This is a genomic window from Oceanirhabdus sp. W0125-5 (genome assembly GCF_027938815.1).
Lineage (GTDB): Bacteria > Bacillota > Clostridia > Clostridiales > Clostridiaceae > Oceanirhabdus.
The window spans coordinates 1,721,644-1,748,130 of record NZ_CP115913.1 but is presented as its reverse complement, the minus strand read 5'-3'; the positions used below and the strand labels follow the sequence as shown (position 1 = coordinate 1,748,130).

20 protein-coding genes are annotated in these 26,487 nt (G+C 30.0%); 6 read left to right on the top strand and 14 right to left on the bottom strand.

Annotated elements, in window-relative coordinates:
* Positions 1-12: 12 nt before the first annotated feature.
* A complete protein-coding gene (locus tag OW730_RS08230) occupies positions 13-1,665 on the bottom strand; it encodes a YceG family protein (RefSeq protein WP_271228565.1) in 1,653 nt (550 codons plus the stop codon).
* A 351-nt stretch (positions 1,666-2,016) separates the two neighbouring features.
* On the opposite strand from OW730_RS08230, the gene OW730_RS08225 reads away from it, so the two are divergent.
* The gene (locus OW730_RS08225) at positions 2,017-3,930 is read left to right on the top strand and encodes an NAD(+) synthase (RefSeq protein WP_271228564.1); all 1,914 of its coding nucleotides are present in this window, start codon (positions 2,017-2,019) and stop codon (positions 3,928-3,930) included.
* A 276-nt stretch (positions 3,931-4,206) separates the two neighbouring features.
* Here OW730_RS08225 and OW730_RS08220 read toward each other — a convergent pair whose 3' ends face one another.
* Both OW730_RS08220 and OW730_RS08215 read right to left on the bottom strand, forming a co-directional pair.
* On the bottom strand, positions 4,207-4,860 hold the full coding sequence (locus OW730_RS08220) for a PepSY domain-containing protein (protein WP_271228563.1): 654 nt from the start codon (positions 4,858-4,860) through the stop codon (positions 4,207-4,209).
* A gap of 54 nt (positions 4,861-4,914) precedes the next feature.
* Positions 4,915-6,552 carry a M4 family metallopeptidase gene (locus tag OW730_RS08215; RefSeq protein WP_271228562.1) on the bottom strand — a complete coding sequence of 546 codons (1,638 nt, stop codon included), beginning with the start codon at positions 6,550-6,552 and terminating at the stop codon, positions 4,915-4,917.
* Between the two features lie 380 nt (positions 6,553-6,932).
* Between OW730_RS08215 and OW730_RS08210 the strand changes: the two genes are divergently transcribed.
* From OW730_RS08210 to OW730_RS08200, 3 genes are all read left to right on the top strand, one after another.
* Entirely contained in the window at positions 6,933-7,466 is a 534-nt protein-coding gene (locus tag OW730_RS08210) for a chromate transporter (RefSeq protein ID WP_271228561.1), read from the top strand.
* 3 nt (positions 7,467-7,469) lie between these two features.
* A complete protein-coding gene (locus OW730_RS08205; protein WP_271228560.1) occupies positions 7,470-7,988 on the top strand; it encodes a chromate transporter in 519 nt (172 codons plus the stop codon).
* Positions 7,989-8,386: 398 nt separating this feature from the next.
* A complete protein-coding gene (locus tag OW730_RS08200) occupies positions 8,387-11,047 on the top strand; it encodes a cation-translocating P-type ATPase (protein WP_271228559.1) in 2,661 nt (886 codons plus the stop codon).
* A 58-nt stretch (positions 11,048-11,105) separates the two neighbouring features.
* Here OW730_RS08200 and OW730_RS08195 read toward each other — a convergent pair whose 3' ends face one another.
* The 5 genes from OW730_RS08195 to OW730_RS08175 form a co-directional block, all read right to left on the bottom strand.
* Entirely contained in the window at positions 11,106-11,375 is a 270-nt protein-coding gene (locus tag OW730_RS08195; RefSeq protein ID WP_271228558.1) for a hypothetical protein, read from the bottom strand.
* Positions 11,376-11,432: 57 nt separating this feature from the next.
* Complete coding sequence (locus OW730_RS08190; RefSeq protein ID WP_271228557.1) at positions 11,433-11,711, bottom strand: hypothetical protein; 279 nt, start codon at positions 11,709-11,711, stop codon at positions 11,433-11,435.
* A gap of 84 nt (positions 11,712-11,795) precedes the next feature.
* On the bottom strand, positions 11,796-12,299 hold the full coding sequence (locus tag OW730_RS08185; protein WP_271228556.1) for a GAF domain-containing protein: 504 nt from the start codon (positions 12,297-12,299) through the stop codon (positions 11,796-11,798).
* Positions 12,300-12,309: 10 nt separating this feature from the next.
* Positions 12,310-14,949, bottom strand: a complete 2,640-nt coding sequence (locus OW730_RS08180; RefSeq protein ID WP_271228555.1) for a phosphodiester glycosidase family protein — start codon at positions 14,947-14,949, stop codon at positions 12,310-12,312.
* A 113-nt stretch (positions 14,950-15,062) separates the two neighbouring features.
* Complete coding sequence (locus OW730_RS08175) at positions 15,063-15,566, bottom strand: gamma carbonic anhydrase family protein (protein ID WP_271228554.1); 504 nt, start codon at positions 15,564-15,566, stop codon at positions 15,063-15,065.
* A 258-nt stretch (positions 15,567-15,824) separates the two neighbouring features.
* Between OW730_RS08175 and OW730_RS08170 the strand changes: the two genes are divergently transcribed.
* Positions 15,825-18,800, top strand: coding sequence for a vitamin B12-dependent ribonucleotide reductase (locus tag OW730_RS08170; protein WP_271228553.1), 2,976 nt, complete (start codon positions 15,825-15,827; stop codon positions 18,798-18,800).
* Between the two features lie 222 nt (positions 18,801-19,022).
* Here the strand turns inward: OW730_RS08170 and OW730_RS08165 are convergent, their stop codons facing one another.
* The 5 genes from OW730_RS08165 to OW730_RS08145 all read right to left on the bottom strand — a co-directional run bounded on the left by OW730_RS08165 (position 19,023) and on the right by OW730_RS08145 (position 23,878).
* Complete coding sequence (locus OW730_RS08165; RefSeq protein WP_271228552.1) at positions 19,023-19,955, bottom strand: helix-turn-helix transcriptional regulator; 933 nt, start codon at positions 19,953-19,955, stop codon at positions 19,023-19,025.
* Positions 19,956-20,408: 453 nt separating this feature from the next.
* On the bottom strand, positions 20,409-21,179 hold the full coding sequence (locus OW730_RS08160; RefSeq protein ID WP_271228551.1) for a hypothetical protein: 771 nt from the start codon (positions 21,177-21,179) through the stop codon (positions 20,409-20,411).
* A 61-nt stretch (positions 21,180-21,240) separates the two neighbouring features.
* The gene (istB, locus tag OW730_RS08155) at positions 21,241-22,008 is read right to left on the bottom strand and encodes an IS21-like element helper ATPase IstB (protein ID WP_271224841.1); all 768 of its coding nucleotides are present in this window, start codon (positions 22,006-22,008) and stop codon (positions 21,241-21,243) included.
* 4 nt (positions 22,009-22,012) lie between these two features.
* Positions 22,013-23,230 (bottom strand): IS21 family transposase, encoded by a 1,218-nt coding sequence (gene istA, locus OW730_RS08150; protein WP_271224840.1) that lies wholly within the window; start codon positions 23,228-23,230, stop codon positions 22,013-22,015.
* A gap of 96 nt (positions 23,231-23,326) precedes the next feature.
* Positions 23,327-23,878: an IS1/IS1595 family N-terminal zinc-binding domain-containing protein gene (locus OW730_RS08145; RefSeq protein WP_271228550.1), complete on the bottom strand. Its 552-nt coding sequence runs from the start codon at positions 23,876-23,878 to the stop codon at positions 23,327-23,329.
* Between the two features lie 296 nt (positions 23,879-24,174).
* On the opposite strand from OW730_RS08145, the gene OW730_RS08140 reads away from it, so the two are divergent.
* Positions 24,175-25,773 carry an amidohydrolase gene (locus OW730_RS08140; RefSeq protein ID WP_271228549.1) on the top strand — a complete coding sequence of 533 codons (1,599 nt, stop codon included), beginning with the start codon at positions 24,175-24,177 and terminating at the stop codon, positions 25,771-25,773.
* Positions 25,774-26,031: 258 nt separating this feature from the next.
* On the opposite strand, the gene OW730_RS08135 is transcribed toward OW730_RS08140, so the two are convergent.
* Positions 26,032-26,436 carry a hypothetical protein gene (locus OW730_RS08135; RefSeq protein WP_271228548.1) on the bottom strand — a complete coding sequence of 135 codons (405 nt, stop codon included), beginning with the start codon at positions 26,434-26,436 and terminating at the stop codon, positions 26,032-26,034.
* Between the last annotated feature and the right edge of the window lie 51 nt (positions 26,437-26,487).

Genomic DNA, 26,487 nt, shown 5'->3' with positions numbered 1-26,487 from the left:
TCATTAATCTATCTATTTACCGAAGAATTTCTTAAAAAATCCTTTTTTCTCTTCTGTTGCTCCTTTTTGATAATCTAGTTTAAACCTCATTTTTTCTAAAGTATGATTATCATATTCTGTTTTACTAATAAATCTTTCAATATCTGAATAACCAGATGGATTAAAAATCATAATATCTACTCCCATTCTATTTAAGAATGCAAGCATAATACTATCTTCATACGTAAGATTACCATTCTTTTCATTATTATATATAATAATTTTAGGAACTTCCCCTGGATAATCAAACCCCTGAAGTAATTCCATAATCTTTGGATCTAAATTAATTAATACTGAAAAAAGATAAACCTGAAAATCTCTTAACTCTTCATCATCAATATTTTGAATTATTGGATTCAGTATTATTTCCTTAATTTTTTCAGCAATATTTCTTTGAAGCCCCAATCTTAAATCTTTATATTTCCACCAAGGCGCTCTAAGTAATTTATATATATCAAATTCAGAATAAGCTCCTCTTGGATAGATATCACTAAACTTATTGTATTCTATATGAAAAACCTTTTTATTTAATGGAAGTTTATCATAGAACAGTACATTCTTTAGCTCAATTATTTTAGATATTTCTCTCCAATATTCATTTAAGTCACTATGTGTTCCAGATATTTTTGCAAAAATATTGGGAATAAACAACTTCTTTCCTTCAATCTTCCATCCATCTCTAAATTGAGAATTCTCTTTTATCCAAATTTTTATTTCTTCATAAGTTGTTTTTAGAGTAACATTCTCTATTTCATACTCAACAAATTGCCAAGGTCTATAAAATCCAGATTCATCTGTAAATAAATTCTTGTTCATATATTCCTTAGCTTCATATGCTGATGTTTTATATCTATCAGTATCTTCCTTTGGAAATTCCTCTAATGCTTCTCTAGTGTTATACAAAATCTCAGTAGAAAAAATTCCGTTAGGATCAAATTTCTCAAAAGTTTCATCTCCTAGAGGATTATAATATAATACATCTACACCCAATGTAGATACAAAGTTAAGAAAAATAACTTCTTCTATGGATATTTCCCCAAAATATAATATCTTAGGATTAATAGATGTATATTCAAAATCTTTTATAAGCTTTTTAAAATACAGATTCAACCAATGAATAATATTATTTATAATCAATTTAATCTTTGATTTTTCAATATCTTCATTGTTTCTTATATAAAATTCTAATAGTCCTCTCAAGTTATTCTTAACTTGTAATTCTAAAATTTTATTACTAAAAACAGGTACTAAACCTTCTTTTTCAATTTCTTCAATTATGGTGTTGGAATTTATACCACCCATAGCATATATTCTATTCCAAGCATTATCTAATTTACCTAAAGTACCTAAGCTAATCTCTCTATTTAAACCTTTATCGAATCTTAAGTATAATGAACCATACTTAGATAACTCCTTGTCAATTTTAAATAATTCAGTCTTGTAAGAATTCAAACTTTCTTTTATTCCTATAAATCTATAGAATATTCTAGGAATTTTAACAGCATTAGAAGAATAGTTAAACCCATCTCTATTGCTTACAGGTACTTTTGCATTAGTTATAACATCTCCAGATATATGCCATTTTATTCCTTCTACTTCTAAATGATTCAAACTCCAGTTTCTCATTAACATCTACCTCGTATTTGCTTTTTAAGAGTTTTATGATAAAATTTAAATGATTTAATTATGTATAGAATTTTCCTTATATTTTCTAAATATTCTTTGTTTTATTTTTAAATAAATATTGAAAATATAAGGTATTATTTGTTATATAATTCTCCAATAGTATTATACCATAAAATTGAAATAATGAATAATGTGTTAGATTATATTTTTTTTAACTTTTTGTATCTAAAATTTAACTAAAGAGATTCAATTGTGAAACTTGGTTTATGTATTCTAAAAATCTCAGTACACCTTAAACCTAGTATAAATCTAGTTTTCACTTATAATCTCTGTAAGAAAGGATTGTTATATATGAAAAATTCTTTTATTAAAGTTTCTTCCGCTTGTCCAAAGACTAATGTAGCTGATATAGAATATAATTTAGAAAACATAAAAACTTGTATAAACAAAGCTTCTGAAGCTGGTTCTAAAGTTTGTGTTCTACCTGAATTATGCATCACTTCATATACGTGTAGTGATTTATTTTTACATAATCAGCTACTTGAAGCTTCAACTGAGGCACTTAAGGAGTTATGCGATTTTTCAATTTCTAAAGACATGCTAATCCTAGTTGGTGCGCCTATTTTACATCACTCTTGTTTATATAATTGCGGTGTAGCAATATATAAAGGTAAAATCCTAGGTATAGTCCCTAAAAGTTATATACCTAACTATAGTGAATTCTATGAAAAAAGATGGTTCACTGAAGGTTATGAGGTTGTGAATAGAGAAATAGATTTACCATTTCAAAAGAATATACCTTTTGGAGTTGATCTACTATTCAAAAGTGATAATTTTGTTTTCGGAATTGAAATCTGTGAAGACTTATGGGTTACAATTCCACCAAGTAGTTACCTTGCTCTTCAAGGTGCTAATATAATATGTAATCTATCGGCCTCTAATGAACTTGTAAGCAAAGCTGATTACAGACGTTCATTAGTAAGCAATCAAAGTGCCAGAGGTATTTGTTCTTACATATATTCTTCTGCTGGTGTTCATGAATCCACTACTGATTTATTATTTGGAGGTCATTTATTAATAAGCGAGAATGGCAGTATATTAAAAGAGAATGAAAGATTCCAAAGAGATAATGAAGTTATAACCTCAATAATTGATGTTAGTAGGTTAAATGGGGAGAGAATTAGAAATGTAAGTTTCCGAGATAGTCTTAAAACTTGTCCTTACAAATGTAGAACTGTTGAATTCACTTTAAATAATAAAACAATTAATTCATTTGATAGATATATAGATAAACATCCATTTGTACCTAAAAACAAAGATGAAATTGAAGTTAGATGCAAGGAGATTTTCAACATTCAAAAAAATGCCTTAGCAAAACGTCATACTCATACTAATCTTAATAAGGCTGTAGTAGGTATTTCTGGTGGTCTTGATTCAACTCTTGCATTACTTGTTATAATAAAAACTTTTGATATGTTAAACATACCTAGAGAAAATATTGTAACCGTTACAATGCCTGGATTCGGAACTACTGATAGAACTTACAATAATGCTGTATCCTTATGCAAAAACTTAGGATGTGATTTAAGAGAGATAAATATTGTTGATGCATGCCTTCAACACTTTAAAGATATAGGTCATTCTGCAGATATTCACGATGTAACATATGAGAACGTTCAAGCTAGAGAAAGAACTCAAATCTTGATGGATCTAGCGAATAAGGAAGGTGGACTATTAATAGGAACCGGTGATTTATCTGAGTTGGCTTTAGGTTGGTGCACATTTAATGGTGATCATATGTCAATGTATTCAGTAAATTGTTCCATTCCTAAAACACTTGTTAGATTTTTAGTTAAATATGTTGCTGATTATGAGGTTTCTGAAACTATAAAATCAATACTTTATGATATAAATGATACACCTGTAAGTCCTGAGTTATTACCTAAGGATGAAGAAGGCAATATTGCTCAGAAAACTGAAGATATTGTAGGCCCATACGAGCTTCATGATTTCTTCCTTTACCACTTTATGAAGAGTGGTGCTTCTTACGATAAAATATTATTTTTAGCACAACATGCATTTAAAGAAGATTATAAACCTGATGTAATAAAAATGTGGCTAGATAAGTTTATCAAGAGATTCTTCAATTCTCAATTTAAACGTTCAACTCTACCTGATGGCCCTAAAGTTGGTACTATAAGTTTATCTCCACGTGGGGATTTGAGAATGCCATCTGATGCAAGTTGCAATACTTGGCAAAGATAGAAGCAAATGTATAATTGATAATGGATAATGTATAATGAAGGATGGTTCTGACTTAGGTCAGAACCTATATTTTTATTGTTCTTTAGAAACAATAGGAATTTACTCATTTTATAACAATAATAAAATATTGTATTTCAAGTACAATGTTTCACCAAAGGTAAATCGAGTACAATTCTATTATTCAAGGAACAACACAAATAAAATTTCTCGAAGAGAAATGTCATCCATTATCCATTCTACATTATACATTATACATTTCTTCTAAATGTTTTGATTTCATTTCGTCATAACAATATTATAATAATCATAAACCTCTCCTGTATATCCATCTATAAACACTCTATATATTTTATCAGCTGATAAAAGACAATATACTTTCACTTCATAAACTAAAGTATATTCACCATTATGATTATATATTAGCTTCTCTCCTATTTCTCCTTTTTTCATTTCACATGTATCTATTGCCTCTACAGCTTTTTTCTCTAATTCACTTTTCTCTAACAGCTCTTCAAAATTAAGATAAACTTCTTTAGCTTGTTTATGATAATTTCCATTAATCAAATAGATAGTATTATTCTTTTTTACATGGACAATTAATTCCCCATTATATACTGGAACTCCTTTTACCACTTGTTGTAATTTATAGTGGGTAAACCCAATTGAATCAACTTCTTTGTTCTTTAAAATAAATTCTTCTTTTGCATTAATATTTTGCCCTATTTTTTTGCTAGTACATAAAAAATCAATAACCTGATTTATATCGTTAGATTCCAATTGCCCAATATCACCTTTGAGATATATTTTTGTACTCTTTTGATTAACTGTTTTAGATCCCTTCACATAATCACCTTCAAAATTCTCAAGAAAAAGAATAGCACATATACACACAATAATAATTGCAGTAATAAGTATAATTTTTTTTCTCATTTATTGTCTCCTTTTTATGAGTAATAAAAATACCCCGAAGGGTATTTTTAATATTTAGTATATTCCTACAGTATTAAAAGCACTTACTATAGCGTTATACTCTGTCCCTGTTCCATATAAGTCTTCTGCAGACTGAAGCAATGCTGCTCTGCAATCAGAAAAATCTGAAGTAGTAGTTAAATATACTGTTAAAGCTCTGTAATAAATTTGTTCAGTTTTTTCTATACCTATGCTCGTTGCAACCAGATAAGCAGCTTTATTTGGTATTCCTGAGTTAGTGTGAACTCCACCATTATCCTCAGTTGTGTTAAGATAATTATTCATGTGATCTGGTTGTCCGTATAATGTTGGATTAGACATACTTCTTAATGCATCTCCAGCAACATTAGGTGTCCATATATCTTCTCCACATAACCAATCTGCTTTATTAGATTGATACTTAAATTCAACAAAAGTTCCAAATACATCTGAGAAAGATTCATTTAATGCTCCAGATTGATTCTGATATTGTAAATTTGCTTCATGTGAAGTAACTCCATGTGTTATTTCATGAGCAACAACATCAAGAGCTCCACATAGCTCAATTGAATCTACTCCATTACCATCACCATATACCATCTGATATCCATTCCAGAAAGCATTCACATAATTTCTGTAATAATGTACTGATGATTTTATATCCATACCATTATTGTCAATGCTATTTCTATTAAATATTTCTTTATAATAGTCATAAACATTACTTGCATAGACATGTGCATCTACAGCTGCCCCATCTCTGCTGCTATCAAAAATATTGTCATCGCTTACAACTACATCCCCAGGTAAGAACCATTGAGGGAAGAAAGTTCTATTTCCAGCATCATAAGTAATTACCCTAGTGCCTGATGCTTTTGTTTCAATAAGATTATATTCTCCACCTGTATACGTTACTTTAAAACTTTTTGAATCCCCAAGAACTCCAACACCAGTTGCATCACTATTAGCATATGCTATTGCATTATATTTATTTAGAATTTCTCCATTATTAACATTAATAAATACATGCCAATCTCCTGGCTCAGGTAATAAGAAATTAACCCTTACTTTATAGACTTTATAATATTCACCCTCATGTTCATAGTAATACATATCAATTTCAGGCTTTGCTTGTAACTCTCCTGCATTTGTAGCCTTTAATGCTATTTGTAATGCTTGCTCTTTATTTATTTCTTGAAGTATTAATTTCTTATCCTTTTCCTTCACCTTAGTTTCTTTAACTTTTTTTTGGTGACTCATACTAAGTTTCTTATTCAAATCAAACTCAACATATCCATTTGCAGCATAAGCTTTTCCACTTTTATCGAAATGAACAATATATTCTTTTCCGTATATAGGAATACCTTCAAAAGTCTGCTGCATTTTTACATGAGTAAATCCTAATTTATCCTTTTTAATCTTTACCTTTTTCATTGAATTTTTTGGAAGCTTTACTCTAAATTCCTCAAAATTATCTTTCAATACCTGAACTGCCTTATTTACGTCAATGGTTTCATTCATTGATACTTTATTATCTTTTGATAACTTCTCTTGATTAAATTTCACAAATTTCAATTCATTCTTCTTGCCCTCATCAGCACTAGCTGCTGGTGCTGAAATAAAAAATAAAACAAATACCAAAGTTAAAAACGAAAATAATCTCCTTCTTCTCATTAAATCCTCCATAACATAAATTTATTTTAAACAGCTATTAAATTCCCTCCCCCCCTTGCTAGCTGCTAAAATTTCTTGTTAAATCATTATTTAATGTACTTAATCTAAAATTTTTATAGTTTATTATTTATTTTCACATGGGTATTGTTGATAAATTATTAGTTTGATATGATTGATATGTGCTAAATTATTGATTATATAAAGAAAATGTAGATTATAAATAAACTATTGATAATTGAGTTTCACTAATAATTAATTCTTTACATAATTTAGGCTTTACTTTATGATATGATATAGTTTTGGCTTATAGGTAAATTTTACCATTTACAAAGATATTTATCAAGACTTTTTTAATTATTTAATTGTTACGGAGGAAAATTATGAAACAGATTTTTCAAATGTTTTTTTGTTTTTTAAAAATTGGCGCCTTCACATTCGGTGGTGGATATGCAATGATACCTCTTATCGAGAAAGAATTCGTTGATAATAAGGGGTGGATTTCTAAAGATGATTTTGTAGATATAATTGTTCTATCTCAAAGTTTGCCAGGTGCTTTGGCTGTTAATTCATCTTTATTTGTTGGTTATAAAATTCGTGGAGTAATTGGTGCACTTCTCGCATTGCTAGGGGTAGTTATTCCCTCTTTCTGTATAATAATTATTATTTCTATCTTGTTTGTTAAGTTTAGAAATAACCCAATTGTTATTCAAGGTTTTAATGGTATTAAAGCCGCTGTACCTATGTTAGTTTTATTTGCCATAATATCATTAGGGAAATCACTTAAAAAGAACATTCCAACTTTATCAATTATGGTTATTTCTATTTTTCTTTTATTATATTTTAATCTACATCCCATTTTTTTAATTATTTTATCGATTAATTGTGGTATTATATTTTTTAGGAAGAAGGTATAATATATGGATATATTGTTAAAATTATTTTTAGTATTTTGGAAAATTGGAACTTTTGCTTTTGGCGGTGGAATGGCTATGTTACCTCTTATTGAAAGAGAAGTTGTAACAAATTATCATTGGATTTCAAAAGAAACCTTTATTGATATTATTGGTATTTCTCAAATGACACCTGGTCCTATAGCAATTAATTCCGCAACCTTTGTAGGATTTACTTCTGCTGGTATTGTAGGTGCTCTTGCCGCGACCTCTGGAGTTGTACTTACTTCTTTTATATTAGTATCAGTATTGCATCATTTTGTTTCAAAATTTAAAGATTCTAAACTACTAAAAGCTTCATTATTAGGTATGAGACCTGCAATAATAGCTCTAATATTCTCTGTTTTCATTAAACTTTCATATACAAGCTATAGAGATATTACAGGATTTATTATTGCTTCAATATCATTATTTTTATTATTTAAAAAGACGCATCCAATATTAGTTATACTAATTTCTGCTACCTTAGGCATAATATTGTATTAAGACCTAAAGCACGCGATTCGTGCACATTAAAAATTAAAACCCTTTAAAAGCAGTGGACAATTGACAGTTGACAACGGACAACGATGGATGTTTCTGTCACATGACAGAAACTACATTATATTTTTCTTAAGAACAATAGGTTTCAGTTCATTTTATCTTTAGATAAAATATTACATTTTAAATACAATGTTTCATTGTAAATTAAATGAGTAAACCCTTTATTGTTCGATGAACAATATTATTAAAATTTCTCAGAGAGAAATATCATTCGTTATCCATTGTCAACTGTCCACTGTCAACTATTTTTATATTTAAACTTTTCATAAAATTATGAAAAAGGACTAAAATCTAAAGATAAACAAATAATAGAGTTAAGTATGATTTAAGGGAGTGATATGATGTGGTTTAATAAAGACATTACTGAAGTTACCAAAGAACTGAATAGCGATATTGTGAATGGTCTATCAACTGATGAAGTAAAAAAACGACTTGAAGAACATGGATACAATAAATTAAAAGAAAAAAAGAAAAAATCAATTTTACGTATGTTTTTTGAACAAGTTAATGACGTTATGATTTATATTTTATTTGGTGCTGCAATTGTATCTGGTATATTAGGAGAACTAACAGACTCTATCATAATTGGAATAGTTATACTTGTTAATGCAGTTATTGGTGTAGTACAAGAAAACAAAGCTGAAAAATCCTTAGAAGCTTTAAAGAAACTCTCAACTCCAAAAGCGCTTGTAAAAAGAGATGGTACTTTAAAAGAAATCTCTTCTGAGGAAGTTGTTCCAGGAGATATTATTGTAATTGATGCTGGTAGATATATTCCATGTGACATGAGAATTATCGAGTCTGCAAATCTAATGATAGAAGAATCAGCATTAACTGGTGAGTCAGTACCTGTAGAAAAAAATGATAAAATAATTTCTGATAATGATAAAATACCTTTAGGTGATCAAAAAAATATGGCTTTTTCATCTACTCTAGCTACATATGGTAGAGGTGTAGGTATTGCAGTTGGTACTGGAATGGATACCGAAATAGGTAAGATTGCTAAACTTCTTCATGAAGAAGTTGATACAAAAACACCTCTTCAGAAGAAACTTGATCATGTAGGAAAACTATTAGGTTTCCTAGCATTAGGAGTATGTGCTCTTATATTTGTTGTTGGACTTCTTCAAGGAAGAGAAGTCTTTGATATGTTTATGATTTCAATTTCCCTAGCTGTAGCCGCAATTCCTGAAGGTTTAGTTGCAGTAGTTACAATCGTGTTAGCTATGGGTGTTCAAAAAATGATTAAAGAGAATGCCATTATTCGTAAACTTCCTGCTGTTGAAACTTTAGGCTCTGTTTCAATCATATGTTCAGATAAAACAGGAACATTAACTCAGAATAAAATGACAGTAACCAAATTTTACTGTGATAATAAATTTGGAAGTTTAGATGAACTTTCAAAGGAAAATCCAACAAATTCATTACTTCTTGAAAATATTGTTTTAAATAATGATGCTACATTTGACAAAGATAACTCTACTGGTGATCCAACTGAAATTGCTCTTTTAGAAGCTGGTTTTAGGTACAATATTTTTAAAGATGAAATTGAAAAAACTCATAAAAGAGTAGACGAGATTCCTTTTGATTCTGATAGAAAATTAATGACAACTGTAAATGAATATAATGGTGAATATTATGTAATGACTAAAGGCGCATTAGATAATCTTTTAAATCTATGTAATAAAATACTCATAGATAATACGCCTATTGAATTTACTGATGAATTAAAACAAGAAGTTCTTTCAAAATCTTATGATATGTCTGATGAAGCATTAAGAGTAATTGCCTCAGCATATAAAATTATACCAAATAAAGATATTAACATTTCAGATTTAGAAAAAGACTTAACCTTTATTGGTATGGTAGGTATGATTGATCCTCCTCGTGAAGAGGTTAAGGATTCTATAAAAACTTGTAAAGAAAGCGGAATAAGAACTGTAATGATTACAGGAGATCATAAAAATACCGCCTTCGCTATAGCTCAAGCATTAGGTATAGCTTCTTCTATAGATGAGACAATGGATGGAGTAACTCTTGACAGTTTATCTCAAGAAGAGTTAAACTCAAAGATTGATTCATTAAGAGTATTTGCCCGTGTATCTCCTGAACATAAAGTTAAAATCGTAAAAGCACTTAAATCCAAAGGAAATATCGTTTCCATGACTGGTGATGGAGTTAACGATGCACCTTCACTTAGAATGGCAGATATAGGTGTTGCAATGGGTATAACTGGTACTGATGTTTCTAAGGATGCTTCTGATATGATTCTTACTGATGATAACTTCTCAACTATAGTTAGAGCAGTAGAAGAAGGTCGTAATATTTATAACAACATCAAAAAGACAATTGCATTCTTGCTTTCATGTAATATTGGTGAAATAATTGCTCTATTCTTAGCAATTATTATGGGTTGGTTTGCTCCATTAATACCAATTCATATACTATGGGTTAATCTTGTAACTGATACATTGCCAGCACTTGCTTTAGGTGTAGATCCTGGTGATAAGGATGTTATGAAAGATAAACCTCGTAATCCAAAAGAAAGTTTATTTAAAGGAACAGGTCCATTTATTTTCCTTAATGGATTTATTATAGGTATCTTGACTTTGATTGCATTTATGATTGGTATAAAACATACCATGGGTATTTCAGGTATATTCCCATTAATGCCTGAAGATATAACTGAGGAAGCACTTACAGTTGGACGTACAATGGCATTTGTTGTATTAAGTATGTCTCAACTTGTTCACAGCTTTAACTTAAGAAATAGTAAAAAGTCAATCTTCCAAGTAGGTCTATTTACTAATAAGTTCCTTATAATTTCAATGCTAATAGGATTAGCTCTTCAATTAATAGTAATTTCTGTACCTCCTATAGCAGCAATCTTTAAAGTTAAGTTCTTAACTGGTACATTGTTAATAACAGTTATAATACTTTCATTAGTACCACTTATTGTTAATGAAATAATTAAAATATTTAAAAGAAGGATTTCAAAATAAATTGAGAATTGAGAGTTGAGAATTGAGAATGATGGATGCTTCTCGCTTACGCGAGAAGCTACATTTTTTTGTTCTTAATGTATCTCCATACTTTGTATACAACAAAATCACCTAATTCAAATGTATATGGATATTTAACCTTAAGATTTTCTCTCATTTCCATGAACTTTAACAGTTCATCATAAGTGTTAAATAATCCATATTTATTCAATTTGAAACCATTGAGCTTATTATCTATACATAACTCATTAACTACACTTAACTCATGATAAATAGAAGAATAATAAAGTGCCCCTGGATATGCATAATCATATCCTAAAAACTCCAAGTTTTCTTTGAAAGTCTCAACATTAATACAACTTTTAGGATACTGCCTGTCAGTGCTTCAAAACAAGATATCTACTTTTATTTTAGCCTTTATACATCCCTCTAAATACCTGTTTAAATACTCCATATCATTACAAACCCCAACTGTATCATCATAATTAGATGGTTCGTAAATATTATCGTCACAATATTTGTCTAAATATCTTTTTTCATTTATTTCAATACCTTCTGTATCCATATCAATAGGCCAATATCCTTGAACACCATGATATTCTATAGTCTCACAGTCTCTTTCTTTTATAAGAAAACCATTTTCGTATAAATTTTTTTTTACCATTTCTCTACTCCTCAAATTTATTGATCATATTACAAAGGAGGTTTCTGATCTTGAGCAGAAACCTCCTTAGTTGTCAATTGGCTATTATTTTATAACTCTTTTCCAGTCTACGTATTCATTTAAAAGTTCCACGAATTTCACAAGATATTTCTCTTCTAATTCTGTAAATCTATTATACTCTGGGCTGTCAATATCCAGAACTCCATAAACAATGTCATTTTTTATTATAGGTATTACTATTTCAGACTTAGAGGCTGAATCACATGCAATGTGTCCAGGAAACTTATGAACATCCTCTACTCTCTGAACTTCTTTTTCAAGTACTGCTGTACCACATACTCCTTTTCCTATCTGTATCCTGTTACATGCTGGCAAACCTTGAAAAGGTCCAAGTACAAGTTCCTCATTCTTAATAAAATAAAATCCTGCCCAGTTAATTCTATCAAGTATTGCATCAAGTATAGCTGTTGCGTTGCTTATATTGGCTAATTCATCTTCTTCGGAACTAAGCTGTGCCTGCAGTTTATTAAGAATATATTTTAGCTTCTGCTCTTCATTCATTTTTTCGATTCCTTTTAATTGAAACATATCTCTACCCCTATTCTACATTTACATCTATCTTTAATCTTCTAGCGCTTTCACCATAAATATTCTTAGCATTAATAGTAATAATATGCGCACCCTTTTTTAATACTTTATCTGGAACTGCAATTAATTCTTTTGATTCTTCATTATAAAGAAATCTTGCCTCTACTCCATCTACTAATACTTTAATGGAATATGGATCAATAACAGTAACCTCGTCATATAATTTAGCTTTTATAAGGAACTTTCCATTATTTATACTCATATTATTTAATGGATATATTCCTTCAATTTTAGATGTTAGTTCTTTTTTAGAGTTCTTATATGAACTATTATAAATATACATAATATCGTCAAGATAAACTTCTCCTGACTTATTTTCAACATCTTTATGTGTTTCAACAAAATATATTTTTTCTAATTTAATAGGTAAGGCTACTTCACTTGGTATCTCTCCCCTTACTTCACGCCATCCAATCCAATCTATCTCAGATGCCATATTCACAGTAAATTCCTCTCCATTAGCATCAGTGAAGCTTGCTCTCATCCATGGTGCTTTTCCATCTCCATAAACCATTGCTGATAAATACTCAGGTCTTCCATAAGATGCTTTTTTACTTTCTTGTCCATCTAGTTTTAAATTTATTGTTCCATTATATTCTTTCTTCCATGTACTATAATCATAAGATATTTTCAGTGAATTATTTCCATTGTATACCTTTTCTTGTGATATGCTGCCCTTTCCACCCATAAATCCATCTACTTCATAATAGAAACTTTTTTCTTCAAAATTATCAATCTCCACAATATCTTGTCCAACAGTAACTTTAACTTCTGTTACTTTATCACCTATAGAGCAATATACGATACCTATTCCACTATTAAATGTTTTGAGTTTACCATTATCATCGATACTACCAATGTTTCCACTCAGCTTCCATTCTATATTATTTTTATTTAGTTCTATCTCTCCTAGGTATGAACTTTTCCCAGTTGCTTTAAATTGAAACTCATCTCCTTCATTAAGATAAATCTCATATCCACTATTAATCTCAACTTTATCTAGTTCATCAATTACTATTGCATAAGATACAGCTTTCTTATTATCATATTCACCTTCTAACATAACTAATCCATTTGCCTCACCAGCATTGAATATACCATTTGAAATATTACTCAAGGAATCTGAAACCTTCCACTTAACCTTAGACTTATCCACATTTACTTCAAATCCATACTTATTTTCACCCTTAACAGTTAAAGGGACAGATGAATTTTTAAGTATTACAAATGGTTCTTTTACTGATATAGAGTGTACCTTTTGTTCATTTTTATTATTTCTAGTTGTAAATAATATAGAGTTACTTATCTTTCTCTCTTTACCATCTTCAGGCCTATTTATTATTTTAAAATCTTCTTCTGCATAGTTTTTTATTGTAACTTCTGTAGAACCCCCACCATCTAAATTTACCGCAGTCTGTAAGCCCATCTCTTCCAATATTTGAGCAAATTCAATTAATGATGCTCCATCTGAGTATTGATTAACAGCTGTTCCACCTTCTAAAGTTACTGCTACTAACTTTCCTTTTTTATCAATCCCTAGAGCAGTTCTCGATCTCTGTCTAGTTAAAAGTCCACCTTGGTATCCAACTTCTTTTAATTGTTCTTCGTTATACCCTTTTCCATCTTCAACTAAATAAGAATATGCTGCAATAATTCTTTCAATTTCTTGATCTCCAAAACTAGCTTTTAATTTAATTTGGTCACCAACTTCAACATGCTCCTTAAACCATTGTGCTTTTTCGCCACTTGCAGCTATAACAACTCCATTCTCAGGAATGTATCCATCTTCGTTTCCGCCAATACTTACTACCTCACCTCTGTATTGATTGTCCAATTTTAAGCCACTGTCTAATAAATGATTTGATTGATCAACAACATTATTTAAAACAACAAGAACTTCATTTGGCGCATATGATGATTTTTTCAATTTTCTATCTTCACTATAATTAGGTGTTAACACAGTTATATAGTTATTCATTTTATATCTATTAACATGAAATTCGTCATATCTGTTAACTGAGTCAAAAGTTGTTTTTAAAATATCTTTTTCATCAAGCAACTCCTCAGGGAAATCATGTATACCATTTCCTTTTATAACTGCTATTTGTCCACTGAACTCTAATTTTTCAATAGATATTTTTTTATTTTTCCTTTGTACAATAAGAGGATATTTCCTCCTATCAGATGTTGCAGTATAGGAAGTTAATATCTCTCCATATTCCACATGAGGTCCAACACTTATTCCTGCTTTTACATTAAAGAAGTCTCCATTTATTCCCGCAACAACTCTATTTCCTTGTTCAATTGCCTCATTAACATGATTAGAGAGTTCTGATTTTCCTAATGCATACTTCTTCTCTTTTGCAAATATAACTCCTACATCCTCATTATCTAAATCTATAGTTACCTCATTTACTTTATACTTAGAATTCTGATCACTAAAAATTTCTTTTTCTATGTATTCAATCCCATTTACTATTTCTCTATATTCACTGTTCACTGTAATTCCTGATGCGTATTTTACATTAGTTCCAAATAAAAAAACCATTGCCGAAAAACAACATAATTTATTTCTAATACTTTTCTTCATATAATCACCTCTCACTACATTCTACGAAATTTAGGATATAAAGTCAGCACTATAATAAATATTCGACAACAGTTATTTTATTTCCTTTTTATTCTATCTTCCAATTTATTTCATTATTTCAAGTATTCCTTGCTTTTTGCAACATAATGATTACTTGAATGTCCTATAGATTTAATTTCTTCTTGTGTCAGTTCTCTTATTACTTTTGCCGGTGACCCTAAGCAAAGTACTCCTGAAGGGATTTTTTTACCTGAGGTAACTAAACTCCCTGCACCAATTATAGTATTTTCTCCAATTTCCACACCATCTAACAATATACTGCCCATTCCAATTAAAGAATTATCTCCTACTTTACAACCATGCAATATTACATTATGTCCAACTGTCACACCTTTTCCTATTTCAACAGGAAATCCTTCATCAACATGAACTGTGCAATTATCTTGAATATTGGTACCTTCCCCTATCTTTATCAATTCATTATCAGCTCTAAGAACTGTATTAAACCAAACACTAGAATCTTTTTCAAGAATTACCTCTCCAATCAATGTAGCATTTTCAGCATAAAATACACCTTCTTCGATAAATGGTTTCTTATTAAAATATTCTTTAATCATGTTTTCCCTCCGTATGATTTGATATCTAAAAAAATTTTATATCAAAATTTAATTTAATTATATCAAAGAATAATCTTATTTTTCACAACCTTTCACCAATTTTCAAAAAAATCATGAAAAATATGAAATAATATGTATCATAAAACACTATTTACTTAATAATATTTTTATGGTAAATTAATAAGTGCATACAACATATTGTGTTAAGCACTTTATATCACACTATATATTGTGCACTTTATTGAAAGGGGTAGTTATATGCATTCAAATATTTCTGATATTTTCAAAAGACACTTCACAAAAGAACTCCTAGCTGATACTAGCAAGGATGTATATGATTTATTTCAATGGAAGAAAGTTAATGTTAAATTAACTGATTATAAAACTGGCAAAACATTAGTACATATGACAGATTTAGAATTTCCTGATCATTATTCGCAAAATGCCTGTGATATTATTGCTTCAAAATACTTTAGAAAAAGTGGTGTACCTGGTTCTCAAGGTTATGAAAATAGTTTAAAACAAGTTGTTCATAGGCTTGTTAACTTTTGGATGGAATCCCTTAAAGACGAGGGTTTAATTGAGACTGAAGAACAAGGAAAAATCTTCTATGATGAACTTGTTTATGCACTTCTATCTCAAAGGTTCGCACCAAACTCTCCTCAGTGGTTTAACACAGGACTTAAATTATCCTATGGAATTAAAGGTTCCACACAAGGATATTATTATGATATAGATGAAAAGAAAGTTGTAGAGACTGAAGATTTTTATACACGAACACAAGCTTCAGCATGCTTTATTCTTTCAATACAAGATAAATTATTAGGACCACATTCCATATCAGAACAGTATGTAACTGAAACAAAGCTGTTCAAAGGTGGTTCAGGTACTGGAACTAATTTTTCAACTATAAGAGCAAAAGGAGAGCTTCTCTCAAGCGGTGGTGTTTCTTCTGGTCTAATGAGCTTCTTAAAAGGATTAGATAAGAACGCAGGAGCTATTAAATCAGGTGGTACTACACGTAGAGCAGCAAAAATGCTATGTTTAGATATTGACCATCCTGAAATTTTAGATTACATGACATGGAAAGCTAAAGAAGAAGATAAAGTTAGAGCTCTTGGTAAAATGGGTTATGATATGGGCTTCGAAGGAGAAGCTTATGAAACAGTATCAGGTCAGAATGGTAACAACTCAGTGAGACTATCTGATGAGTTTATGAAGAAAGTTGAAAATCTGACTCAGGATCCAGATTCTGAATTATTACTAAAAGGAAGAGTAGACAGTACAGTAGATAAAAAGGTTAAAGTTTCTTCTCTGTGGGATACTTTTAATGAATCAGCATGGAAATGTGCAGATCCTGCACCTCAATTTGATGATACTTTTAATGCATGGCACACATGCCCTAATGGTTCAGATGGAGAGTATAATGCTAAACATAATAGAATTAACAGCACAAACCCTTGTGGTGAATATGCTTTTCTTGATGATAGCGCCTGTAACCTTGCTTCTATAAACTTAATTAAATTTTATGATGAAAAAACTGATTCTTTCTTAATTGATGATTATAAACACTTAGTAGGACTTATACAGTTAGCTCTTGAAGCTTCAATACACTGGGGACATTTCCCTACAGAAGATATTGCACTTAATACTCATATGTTTAGAACTACTGGTTTAGGTATTTCAAATCTAGCCTCTTTATTGATGATGATGGGACTTCCATATAATTCACCTGAAGCTAGATCAATCGCTTCATCTCTAATAGGAGTATTAACTGGTCATTCTTACTTTATATCATCTTTAATGGCTAAGAAATTATCTCCTTTTGAAAAATATAATATAAACAAGAAATCAATGCTCAGAGTTATAAAAAATCATTGTATAGTGGCTGGTGCGGAAGAAGAGCCTTACTTAAATCTACACTATAAACCACTTAAGCCTGATCATGATTTATTAATAAACTTAAATCACTCTAACCTTTCCTCTGCACTTAAAGAGAGTTGGAAAAATGCATATACTTCTGGAAAGGCTAATGGCTTTAGAAATGCACAGGTTTCTGTAATTGCACCAACAGGTACTGTTTCATTTGCAATGGATTGTGGTTCCACTTCCATTGAGCCATTCTTTAGTCACATTGTATATAAGAAACTTTCTGGCGGAGGCTATATGACAATAGCTAATCCAGTTATAGAACCTGCTTTAAAAAAGCTTGGATATAATGATATTGAAGTTCAGGAAATAATGAACTATATAACTAGAGTTGAAACTGTAAAAGAAGAAGGATATGAATACGAGAAAATAATTGATGGAAAAATTGAAGGTGCTCCTCACCTAAAAAAAGAACATCTGCCTATTTTCGATACAGCTAATAAATGTGGAAGTGGAGAAAGATTTATACATTATTCAGGCCATGTATTTATGGTAGCAGCCTTAACTCCTCTTATTTCTGGAGCTATATCCAAAACCGTAAATCTTCCTTCTAATGCTACTATAGAAGATTTCAAGAATGTTCATTTAACTTCTTGGAAACTTGGAGTAAAAGGAATATCCCTTTACCGTGATGGCTCAAAGGCAAGTCAACCGCTTAATACTCAGCTTACTGATGGTAGAGAACGTTCTCTTGAAGACTTTACTTATAAAGAACTTCTTCAAAAGGTTAGAGAACAACAACATTCAAAATTCACAATGAGAGATAAACCTTTAGGAATACGTACTGGAACAACTCATCCAGCACAAATAGACGATGTTAAAGTATATACCACTGTAAACCGTCGTCCTAATGGAGAGATTTGTGAAATATATATTACAACTGATAGAGAAGGTACAATAATAACAGGATTATTAAATTCACTTTCTAAGAGTATATCCGTTATGTTACAACACCATGTACACCCAAGAGATATCGCTAGAATGTTACGTGGCCAGAAATACGAACCACATGGTTATGTTCAAAAACATCCATACATTAAATATGTTAGTTCAATATCTGATCTTATAAGCAAGGTGATAGATATAGAGTTAGATGATTATTCTCGTTGTCAGGTTAAACCTGAAACATTAGGTGATTATAGCGTAGCAGCTGATAGCATTGCTACATCTTCAATAGATACTACTGAAGAAACTGGAGAGAGAATATATACTGAATTGTGTCCTAATTGCTCAAGCAACAAACTTGTTAAAAACGGAACTTGTAAAGTTTGCTTAGAGTGTGGTTCTACTACAGGATGTTCGTAGAGATAAAAACAAATTGAGAATGGATAATGGAGAATTGAGAATGATGGATGTTTCTGCTTTAGGGCAGAAACTACATTATATCAGGATATCAGGCAAAGTGCTTGTTAGTGAAATTGAAAAATTATCATATATATAATAAATAAAAAAAAAAGAACTTATCGGAATAGAATTTCCAATAAGTTCTTTTACTATAATACCAATACAACAAAATTGTGTTTCAGGCTAAAGAATAGTTGCAGGTTTTTCTCCAATACCATTTAGATGATTCTTTATATTTTCAAGAGAAAAGGCATTGAGCCCTTGTAATGGTAGCTGTCTAAGAAGCTCTAATCTACAAGTTTCTGCTTCTTTTACATCTCCTAACGCCTTATAAAGTTTCCATAATAACCACCATGCGTTAAAAATCTGATGCTTATCTTGATTATTTTCTACAATTTTATTAAAACATACCTTTGCATACTTTATATCTTCAAGTACCAAAGCAGCTTCCATTAAATTAGGATAAATCATACCTTGTTCTTCTATACTGAATGTTTCGATATAATCATTCCCCCATCTGAGTATCTCTTCATATTGATGCCTTTCTCCAAGAGCAACTAATAGATAATTAAAGTCATCTACTGATTTTGTTGTTTCAAATTTCTTCATATAATCTTCAATAAAACTATAGTTACCTAGCATAGCATCAAGACGCATCAACTGTATGTTTACACGTTTGGTCCAATTTTCCTCTTTCCCATCTGATACTTTTAGTAACTTTTCACAAGCCGCCTTACTTTTTAATAAAAATTCTAAAGCTCGTTGATATTCAAGTTTACACAATAATCCCAAAGCTTTCATATCTTCATCATCCATATCTAAAAGTGTTTCTACTGCTTCTTTAGCGTCTTTATAGTTCTTTTCATTTCTTACAGTAGAATATTTGCTAACCAACAAATCTGTAGTATCTAAATTAGAAGTACCAAATAAAGTATCTATTGATACATTGAATAAAAAAGCAATTTTAGGGATCAGGTAAACATCCGGTATTGCTGCTTCTTGTTCCCATTTAGAAACAGCCTGTGGTGATACACCTAAATATTCTGCAACTTGTGCCTGTGTCATTTTATTTTCTTTTCGCAATTTTGCGATATTTTTACAAATCTTTATATTCATATGTTCACACCTTTCTTATTAGTGAACTGTCGACTGTTCATAATACAATTATACATTATCCTTATAAGACTTACTAACAATGGCTAGTTGATATTTACTCAACCACAATATGATACATACACATAAAGAGAAATCTATATATATGTATCATTTAGTAAACTATCTTATATCTCTATTTTTTAAGATACCGTTGAAAATACTATTTTCAGAATCCATATTAATTTATTAGGCAATTTATTATATTAATTTTCTCATTATTTATCAAAAATTATTAATCTTTCTCATTACGTCTCCTGTCTTAAGCCCGAAGGGCGACTTGTCCAAACACCACTTCTCACATATTATAAAAATTATGCCTAATTTTAATTCTAGTCACTCTATCTATACTTATGCTTTGGCGTAGCCCTTTATAAAGTATATTACTCACGCATATGTCTGAACTTCATAATTCAACTAAACAGCTACACTAAAATAAATAGCTTTTCTCTCTTTGAACTCCTTTATTTTCACATTACTATATTCGCTATGACTTTTAATAAACAAAGTTCTCACACTATTGTTATTAACTTCTTCACAAACTCCCTTCTCCATATCATAACGACCATTTTTCTTCATATACCTGTACCAGTAAAGATAGTTATTCATATATTTGCTTGAAACCCCTTTAAACCTTGTTATCCATGAACAGATTTCCCTCTTCATCCTCATAAGAGATCTTATATTATAATCCTTAGAATCATTACTAGTATTATATCTACCAAGCTTTAAACCGCTATTTTTAATATATGTATGATAATGCCTGTTTCCCTGGGTTGATACCACAGAATTGCTATCTATTCTGCCATTGAACAAAGCACCAAGTCTTTTAGTGTTTATTTGTCTCATATCTGTAAGTTCAGCTATCATATTACCTCTATTATCTAGTCCCAATAAAATATAATTAACCCTATGTCCCTTAAATATAGCATGATATGTTGGCTCTCTAAATAACAAGCTGAACTTATTTTTTGTTCCACATCTTCTTCCCTTCTCATATACCCAGCGTTTTTTTCCTTTTGTACTCTCCATCACTAACATATGTCCTATTTGTACATTACCACCTATATTCCCAACCCCCATTTTACATCTTAAACCATCTAATATTTTATGTCTCCAATAAAATGCTGTTGCTATATTTATATCCACAACCTTGCTAGACTCAACAAGTGTAAGCCCCATTAACATGTGTAAATGTCAATCCCAAAATGCACAAAAATTATAATCTCAAAATGTACAATTATTATAATTATTGATTTTTGATTTTCTTACTTTCCATTACCTCTATCTTTCCTTTTAATCTATAGGATGGTCCAGTGATTTTAACAATACTTGAATGATGAATCAGTCTATCCAATATTGCGTTAGCAAGTGTAATATCTGAAAAAACTTCACCCCATTTACTAAAAGGTTGATTGGTAGTTATAATAGTTGAATTTTTCTCGTATCTCTTATTTATTAATTGAAACAATAGGTTAGCACCTTGTTTATCAATTGGTAGATAACCTATTTCATCAATAATTAATAACTTGTACTTTGCATAGTGTTTTAATTTTGTTTCTAATCTATTCTCCGCATGAGCTTTGTTGAGCTGCATAATTAAATCATGACATGATATAAAATAAGTTAAATGTCTTTTCTTAGCTGCAGCAACACCAAGTGCTACAGCTAAGTGAGTTTTTCCAACCCCTGAAGAACCAAAGAATAGTATGTTTTCTTTATTTTCAATGAACCTTAAACTCTCTAAATCTAATATTTGAGTTTTGTTTATTGAAGGTTGAAAATCGAAATCAAAATCTGACAAAGTTTTTTCAAAAGGAAATGCAGATACAGCTATCTGAATCCTTGAAGCTCTCTCATTTCTAAATTCTAATTCTTTCTCTGTCAATGCTAATAAAGCATCAATAAATGTAAGATCCTTATTAGTTATTTCATCTAAGAAGTTTGGCAGAAAACTTCTAAATTTCTCTAATTTCAGTGTTTCAAGGTTATTAAGTAGTTTGTTATAATTACTCATTTAATCACTCCTCTAAAAAAATATCCATATTCTTTAAGTTTTCTTCAATAAAAAGTTCTACATCATCTTCTGCATAATGGCTCAGAGCATTTGAAAGTAGTATTTCTTTTGCATGATCTTTTTTATAGTGAAAAGTTTTATCGGATATCTTATGACAAGCAACTAAATCTTTAGTATAATAAATATAAAGTTCAGATTCTATTTCTGAAACGGTTAAATAACAACCTATATAACAGGTTGGAACGGAGTATTTTTTACCTTTATATCTAATCATGGATTCATTAGATACCTTATATTCTTTTTCGTGGTGGAAATATGATAGAAGGATATCCATTGTAGGTAACGGGTTTAAATACTCTTTTTCTTTTTCAAATCTTATAAATGGTACCTCGTTCGTTGCTTGTGAAATTTCACTATTAATATCATGATTAAATGATTCTACTATCTTCTCTAAATCTTCAAATGTATTGAATTCTTCATTAAAAGGCGTTAGCCTGTCCACTAGCTTCGCTAGAGTTTCTACTTTACCTTTAGTTTGAGGCCTATATGGTCTACATGTGATTACATCAAACCCAGCATCCATAGAGAAGTATTTGAAATTTTTATTTATGGATACATTTTTAAAAGAAGTAGTATTCCTATCCACTACCGTGGACATATTATCGAAAAGTATTTCTTTAGGTATCCCTTGATAATATCTAAAAGCTTCAAATAAACATTCAAACAGAGTTTTTTGAGTTCTATCCATTGTTAATTTCAAATATTTTAGTCTTGAATATCCTAGAACCATCAAAAATATATTTACTTCAAATACTTCACCTTCCTTATTAATCATTTTTATACTTTCTTTCCAATCTACTTGAGCTTGAAGTCCTGGACTTGTATCAAACCTTATTGTTGCTTTTTTCACCTGTGATTTTCTATGTTTTTTCACAAAACTATTTACTGTTTGGTATCCTCCTGTATAGCCTTTTTTCTGTATAAATTTGAATATAGCCATTGAAGTAGATCCATAGTTATCAGCTTTATCTTTAACTATTTCTTTATAATCATCAAGTTTCCCATTAATAACTCTAGGTTTTCTTGTAGAACTATTTGATTCTGTTAAGTACTTATCGATTGTTCTTCTATCGCAATTAAATCGTCTAGCTAATTCGCTTTTATTCAATAAATCTATCTCCTCTCTTATTAAATTTATTTGATTTGACACATCTTTTCTCATAATATTTCTCCTAACTTTTTTTGAAATATTATACTAAAAAATGTACAAATTTGTGTAGTTTGAGATTATAATTTTTGGCTAATTTGATTATATAATTTACAACATGCATATTATATATTCAATCCATTTTTTCATGCTCTTCTTACTGTTGTACATAGGTGATAAAGTTGTATCTCTGAAAGTACGTCCACACGCCTTATTCTTGCATTTATATCTCTGTTTTCCACCTTCAATTCCATACTTCCATATATCATTACAACTACAATGAGGGCATACACTACCATTAATAAATCTAGTTTCCCTGATTCCTTCTAATATAATCTGATTAAACTTATTATCAAGCTTTTTGCTATCTCCATCTATCTTTTTAATAATCATATTAAAAAGATTTAACCGTTTCATTCTCTTCTTATTCTCATCATCAAATTTCTTTTGCTTAATATCCTTTAACTCTTGCTCTTCCTTCTCTCTATTAATAGCATCATGAGCTATCTTAAGAAATCCTTCTTTTATAAATTCAGGCATATTCGAACTTTCAACTTCATTAATGAGCTGCTCAAGTATATCATTACTTTCACTTTGATTTAATATATCATGATGATTATTTTCTATTTCTTTCTTTTTCTCAATGTTCATTAATAGGCTCATAATTACCTCCTTATAACATTTAATTATACCCAAACACACTTTCGTATATATTTTAATTATCACCTATTTAATATTTTTTAATCATCCTCAATTGTTTTTTATATATTTATGTTAATTAAGTACTTGTCCAATATCCTAAGAAATGGTTTTCAACGGTATTTTAAAAAAGAGAGATATACTTTAAACTCTACTACTAATACTCCCCTCCATTACTTTTCTATTTATCTCTATCTACTATATTGATATAATATACTCGTGCACTATTAAGTGTTTCAAAGATGAAAGGGGAATTTATTATGTCTATTTTTATTAACGGAAAAGTAGTTACTTTAGATGATAAAATTAAAATTGCTTCAGCTTTTAAGGTTAAAGATGGTTGTTTTTATGATATTAGTGATGATGAGTCAATCCTTGAATTGAAAGAAGATTCTGAAGAGATAATTGATTTAGGTGGAAAGACAGTTTTACCTGGATTCAATGATGCTCATCTACATTTTCTTAGCTATGCTGTAACAAAAAACTCTGTAGATTTAACAAAGGTTACTTCTATTGATAATCTAATCATTACTGTAAAAGAGTTTATTAAAGAAAGAAAAATACCTGATGGTGAATGGATTGTATCAAGAGGATGGAATGAAAATTTTTGGGATAAACCCACTCTTCCTAGTCGTTATGATTTAGATAAAATCTCAGAAAAGCATCCTATTTATTTTTCAAGAGCATGCGGTCACATAGGTGTTACTAACTCATTAGCATTAAAACTACTTAATATTGATAGAAACACTCCTGACCCTGAAGGTGGAATCATAGATAGAAAAGATGGAGAACCTACAGGTATTCTAAGAGAAAATGCACTTAACGCAGCACTTGAATATCTTCAACCTATGAGTAAAGATAAAATTAAAACACTTCTTAACTCTGCATTTATTGATGCTCTTTCAGTTGGAATAACTTCTATGAGCACTGAAGATATTTGGCAAAGTGGTTCAATAGAGAATACTATAGAAGCATATGAAGAGTTAAACAAAGAAGGACTGCTCCCTATTAGGATTGTTCAGCAAATGTACCTTCCTGATAATAAAAGTTTTGAAACTTGTAAGGAAATGAACTTAAAAACTGGTTATGGAGATGATTTCTTTAAAATAGGCCCTATGAAATTATTCCAAGATGGTTCTCTTGGTGGAAGAACTGCTGCTATGGAAGATGAATATAATGACACTAAAACTAACGGTGTATCAATACATAGTGAGGAGTCTTTAAAAGAACTTATTAATAAAGGACATGATAATGGATTCCAGATATGTGCACATGCAATAGGTGATAGAGCAATGAGACAACTTTTAGATGTTTATGAGGATATCTATGAAACTTCTGAAAGAGATCTTCGTTTCAGTATAATCCATTGCCAATTCACTAACGAGAATCTATTAAAGCGATTTAAGAATAATAATATTTTAGCTAATGTTCAACCATCATTTGTTATGACTGACTATCCAATTGTGGAGAAAGCTGTTGGAAAAGAAAGATCAGCAACTAGTTATGCTTGGAGGTCAATGCTGTCTGATTCAATCCATACTATATTCAGCTCAGATGCTCCTATTGAAAGCTTTAATCCATTTGAAGGCATTTATGCTGCTGTTACAAGAAAAGATTTAAAAGGAAACCCTTCTGAAGGTTGGAATACCCATGAATGTATTACAGTAGAAGAAGCGCTAAAATGTTATACCTTAGAACCAGCATATAGTAATTTTGAAGAGAATAAAAAAGGAACTATATCAAAAGGAAAATTTGCAGATTTCATTGTAATATCTGATGATATTCTTGAAATACCTGCTGACGATATAAAAGATGTTACTGTTCTTGAAACCTATGTTAATGGAGAAAAGAAATTCTAAAAAACAAATTGAAAACTGAAAGTTGAAAACTATAGATGGTTCTGACTAAGGTCAGAACCTACATTATTTTTTGCTATAAAACAATAAAGGTTCACTCATTTCATTAAAAAATAAAATATCGTACTTAGATACAATATTTTATCTCTAGATAAAATGAGTAAACCTTTCATGTCAAAAAACCGATAATATGTAGTTTTTGCGTAAGCAAAACATCCTACGTTTTTCGTTTTCCATTTTCAATTTTCAATTACAGTTTTATTACTTCTTCGCTCTTCTTGGATTTGGTTTAGCCTTTGGCTTTATTGCTGTTTTCTTATCTATTTTATGTTCAATTCTTTTAACGCCTCTTTTTTTCAACTTCTCTTTTTCTTCAAGCTTTTGACTTAACTTATCATTTCTTTTTTTAGTGATACCGGCTAAATCCATGAACCATAATAATAAAATAATCATTAACCCTTGAAATGCATATGTTACATACTGATTATCAATTCCAAAGGACTTAATTAACACCACAGGTAGTATCAATGAAAGTACAAATAACCCTAATACTATCCACTTACTTATTTTAATTTTTTTAAGTATGTAAGTGCTTAAACCGTAGTAAACTAAAAGAAATACTAATGATATACCAACAAGTTTAGCTGCCATTGCGAGAAATTCCATACCCTTCCTCCTTCATATGTGATATACATATTATATCAGTTTAAAGGGAGA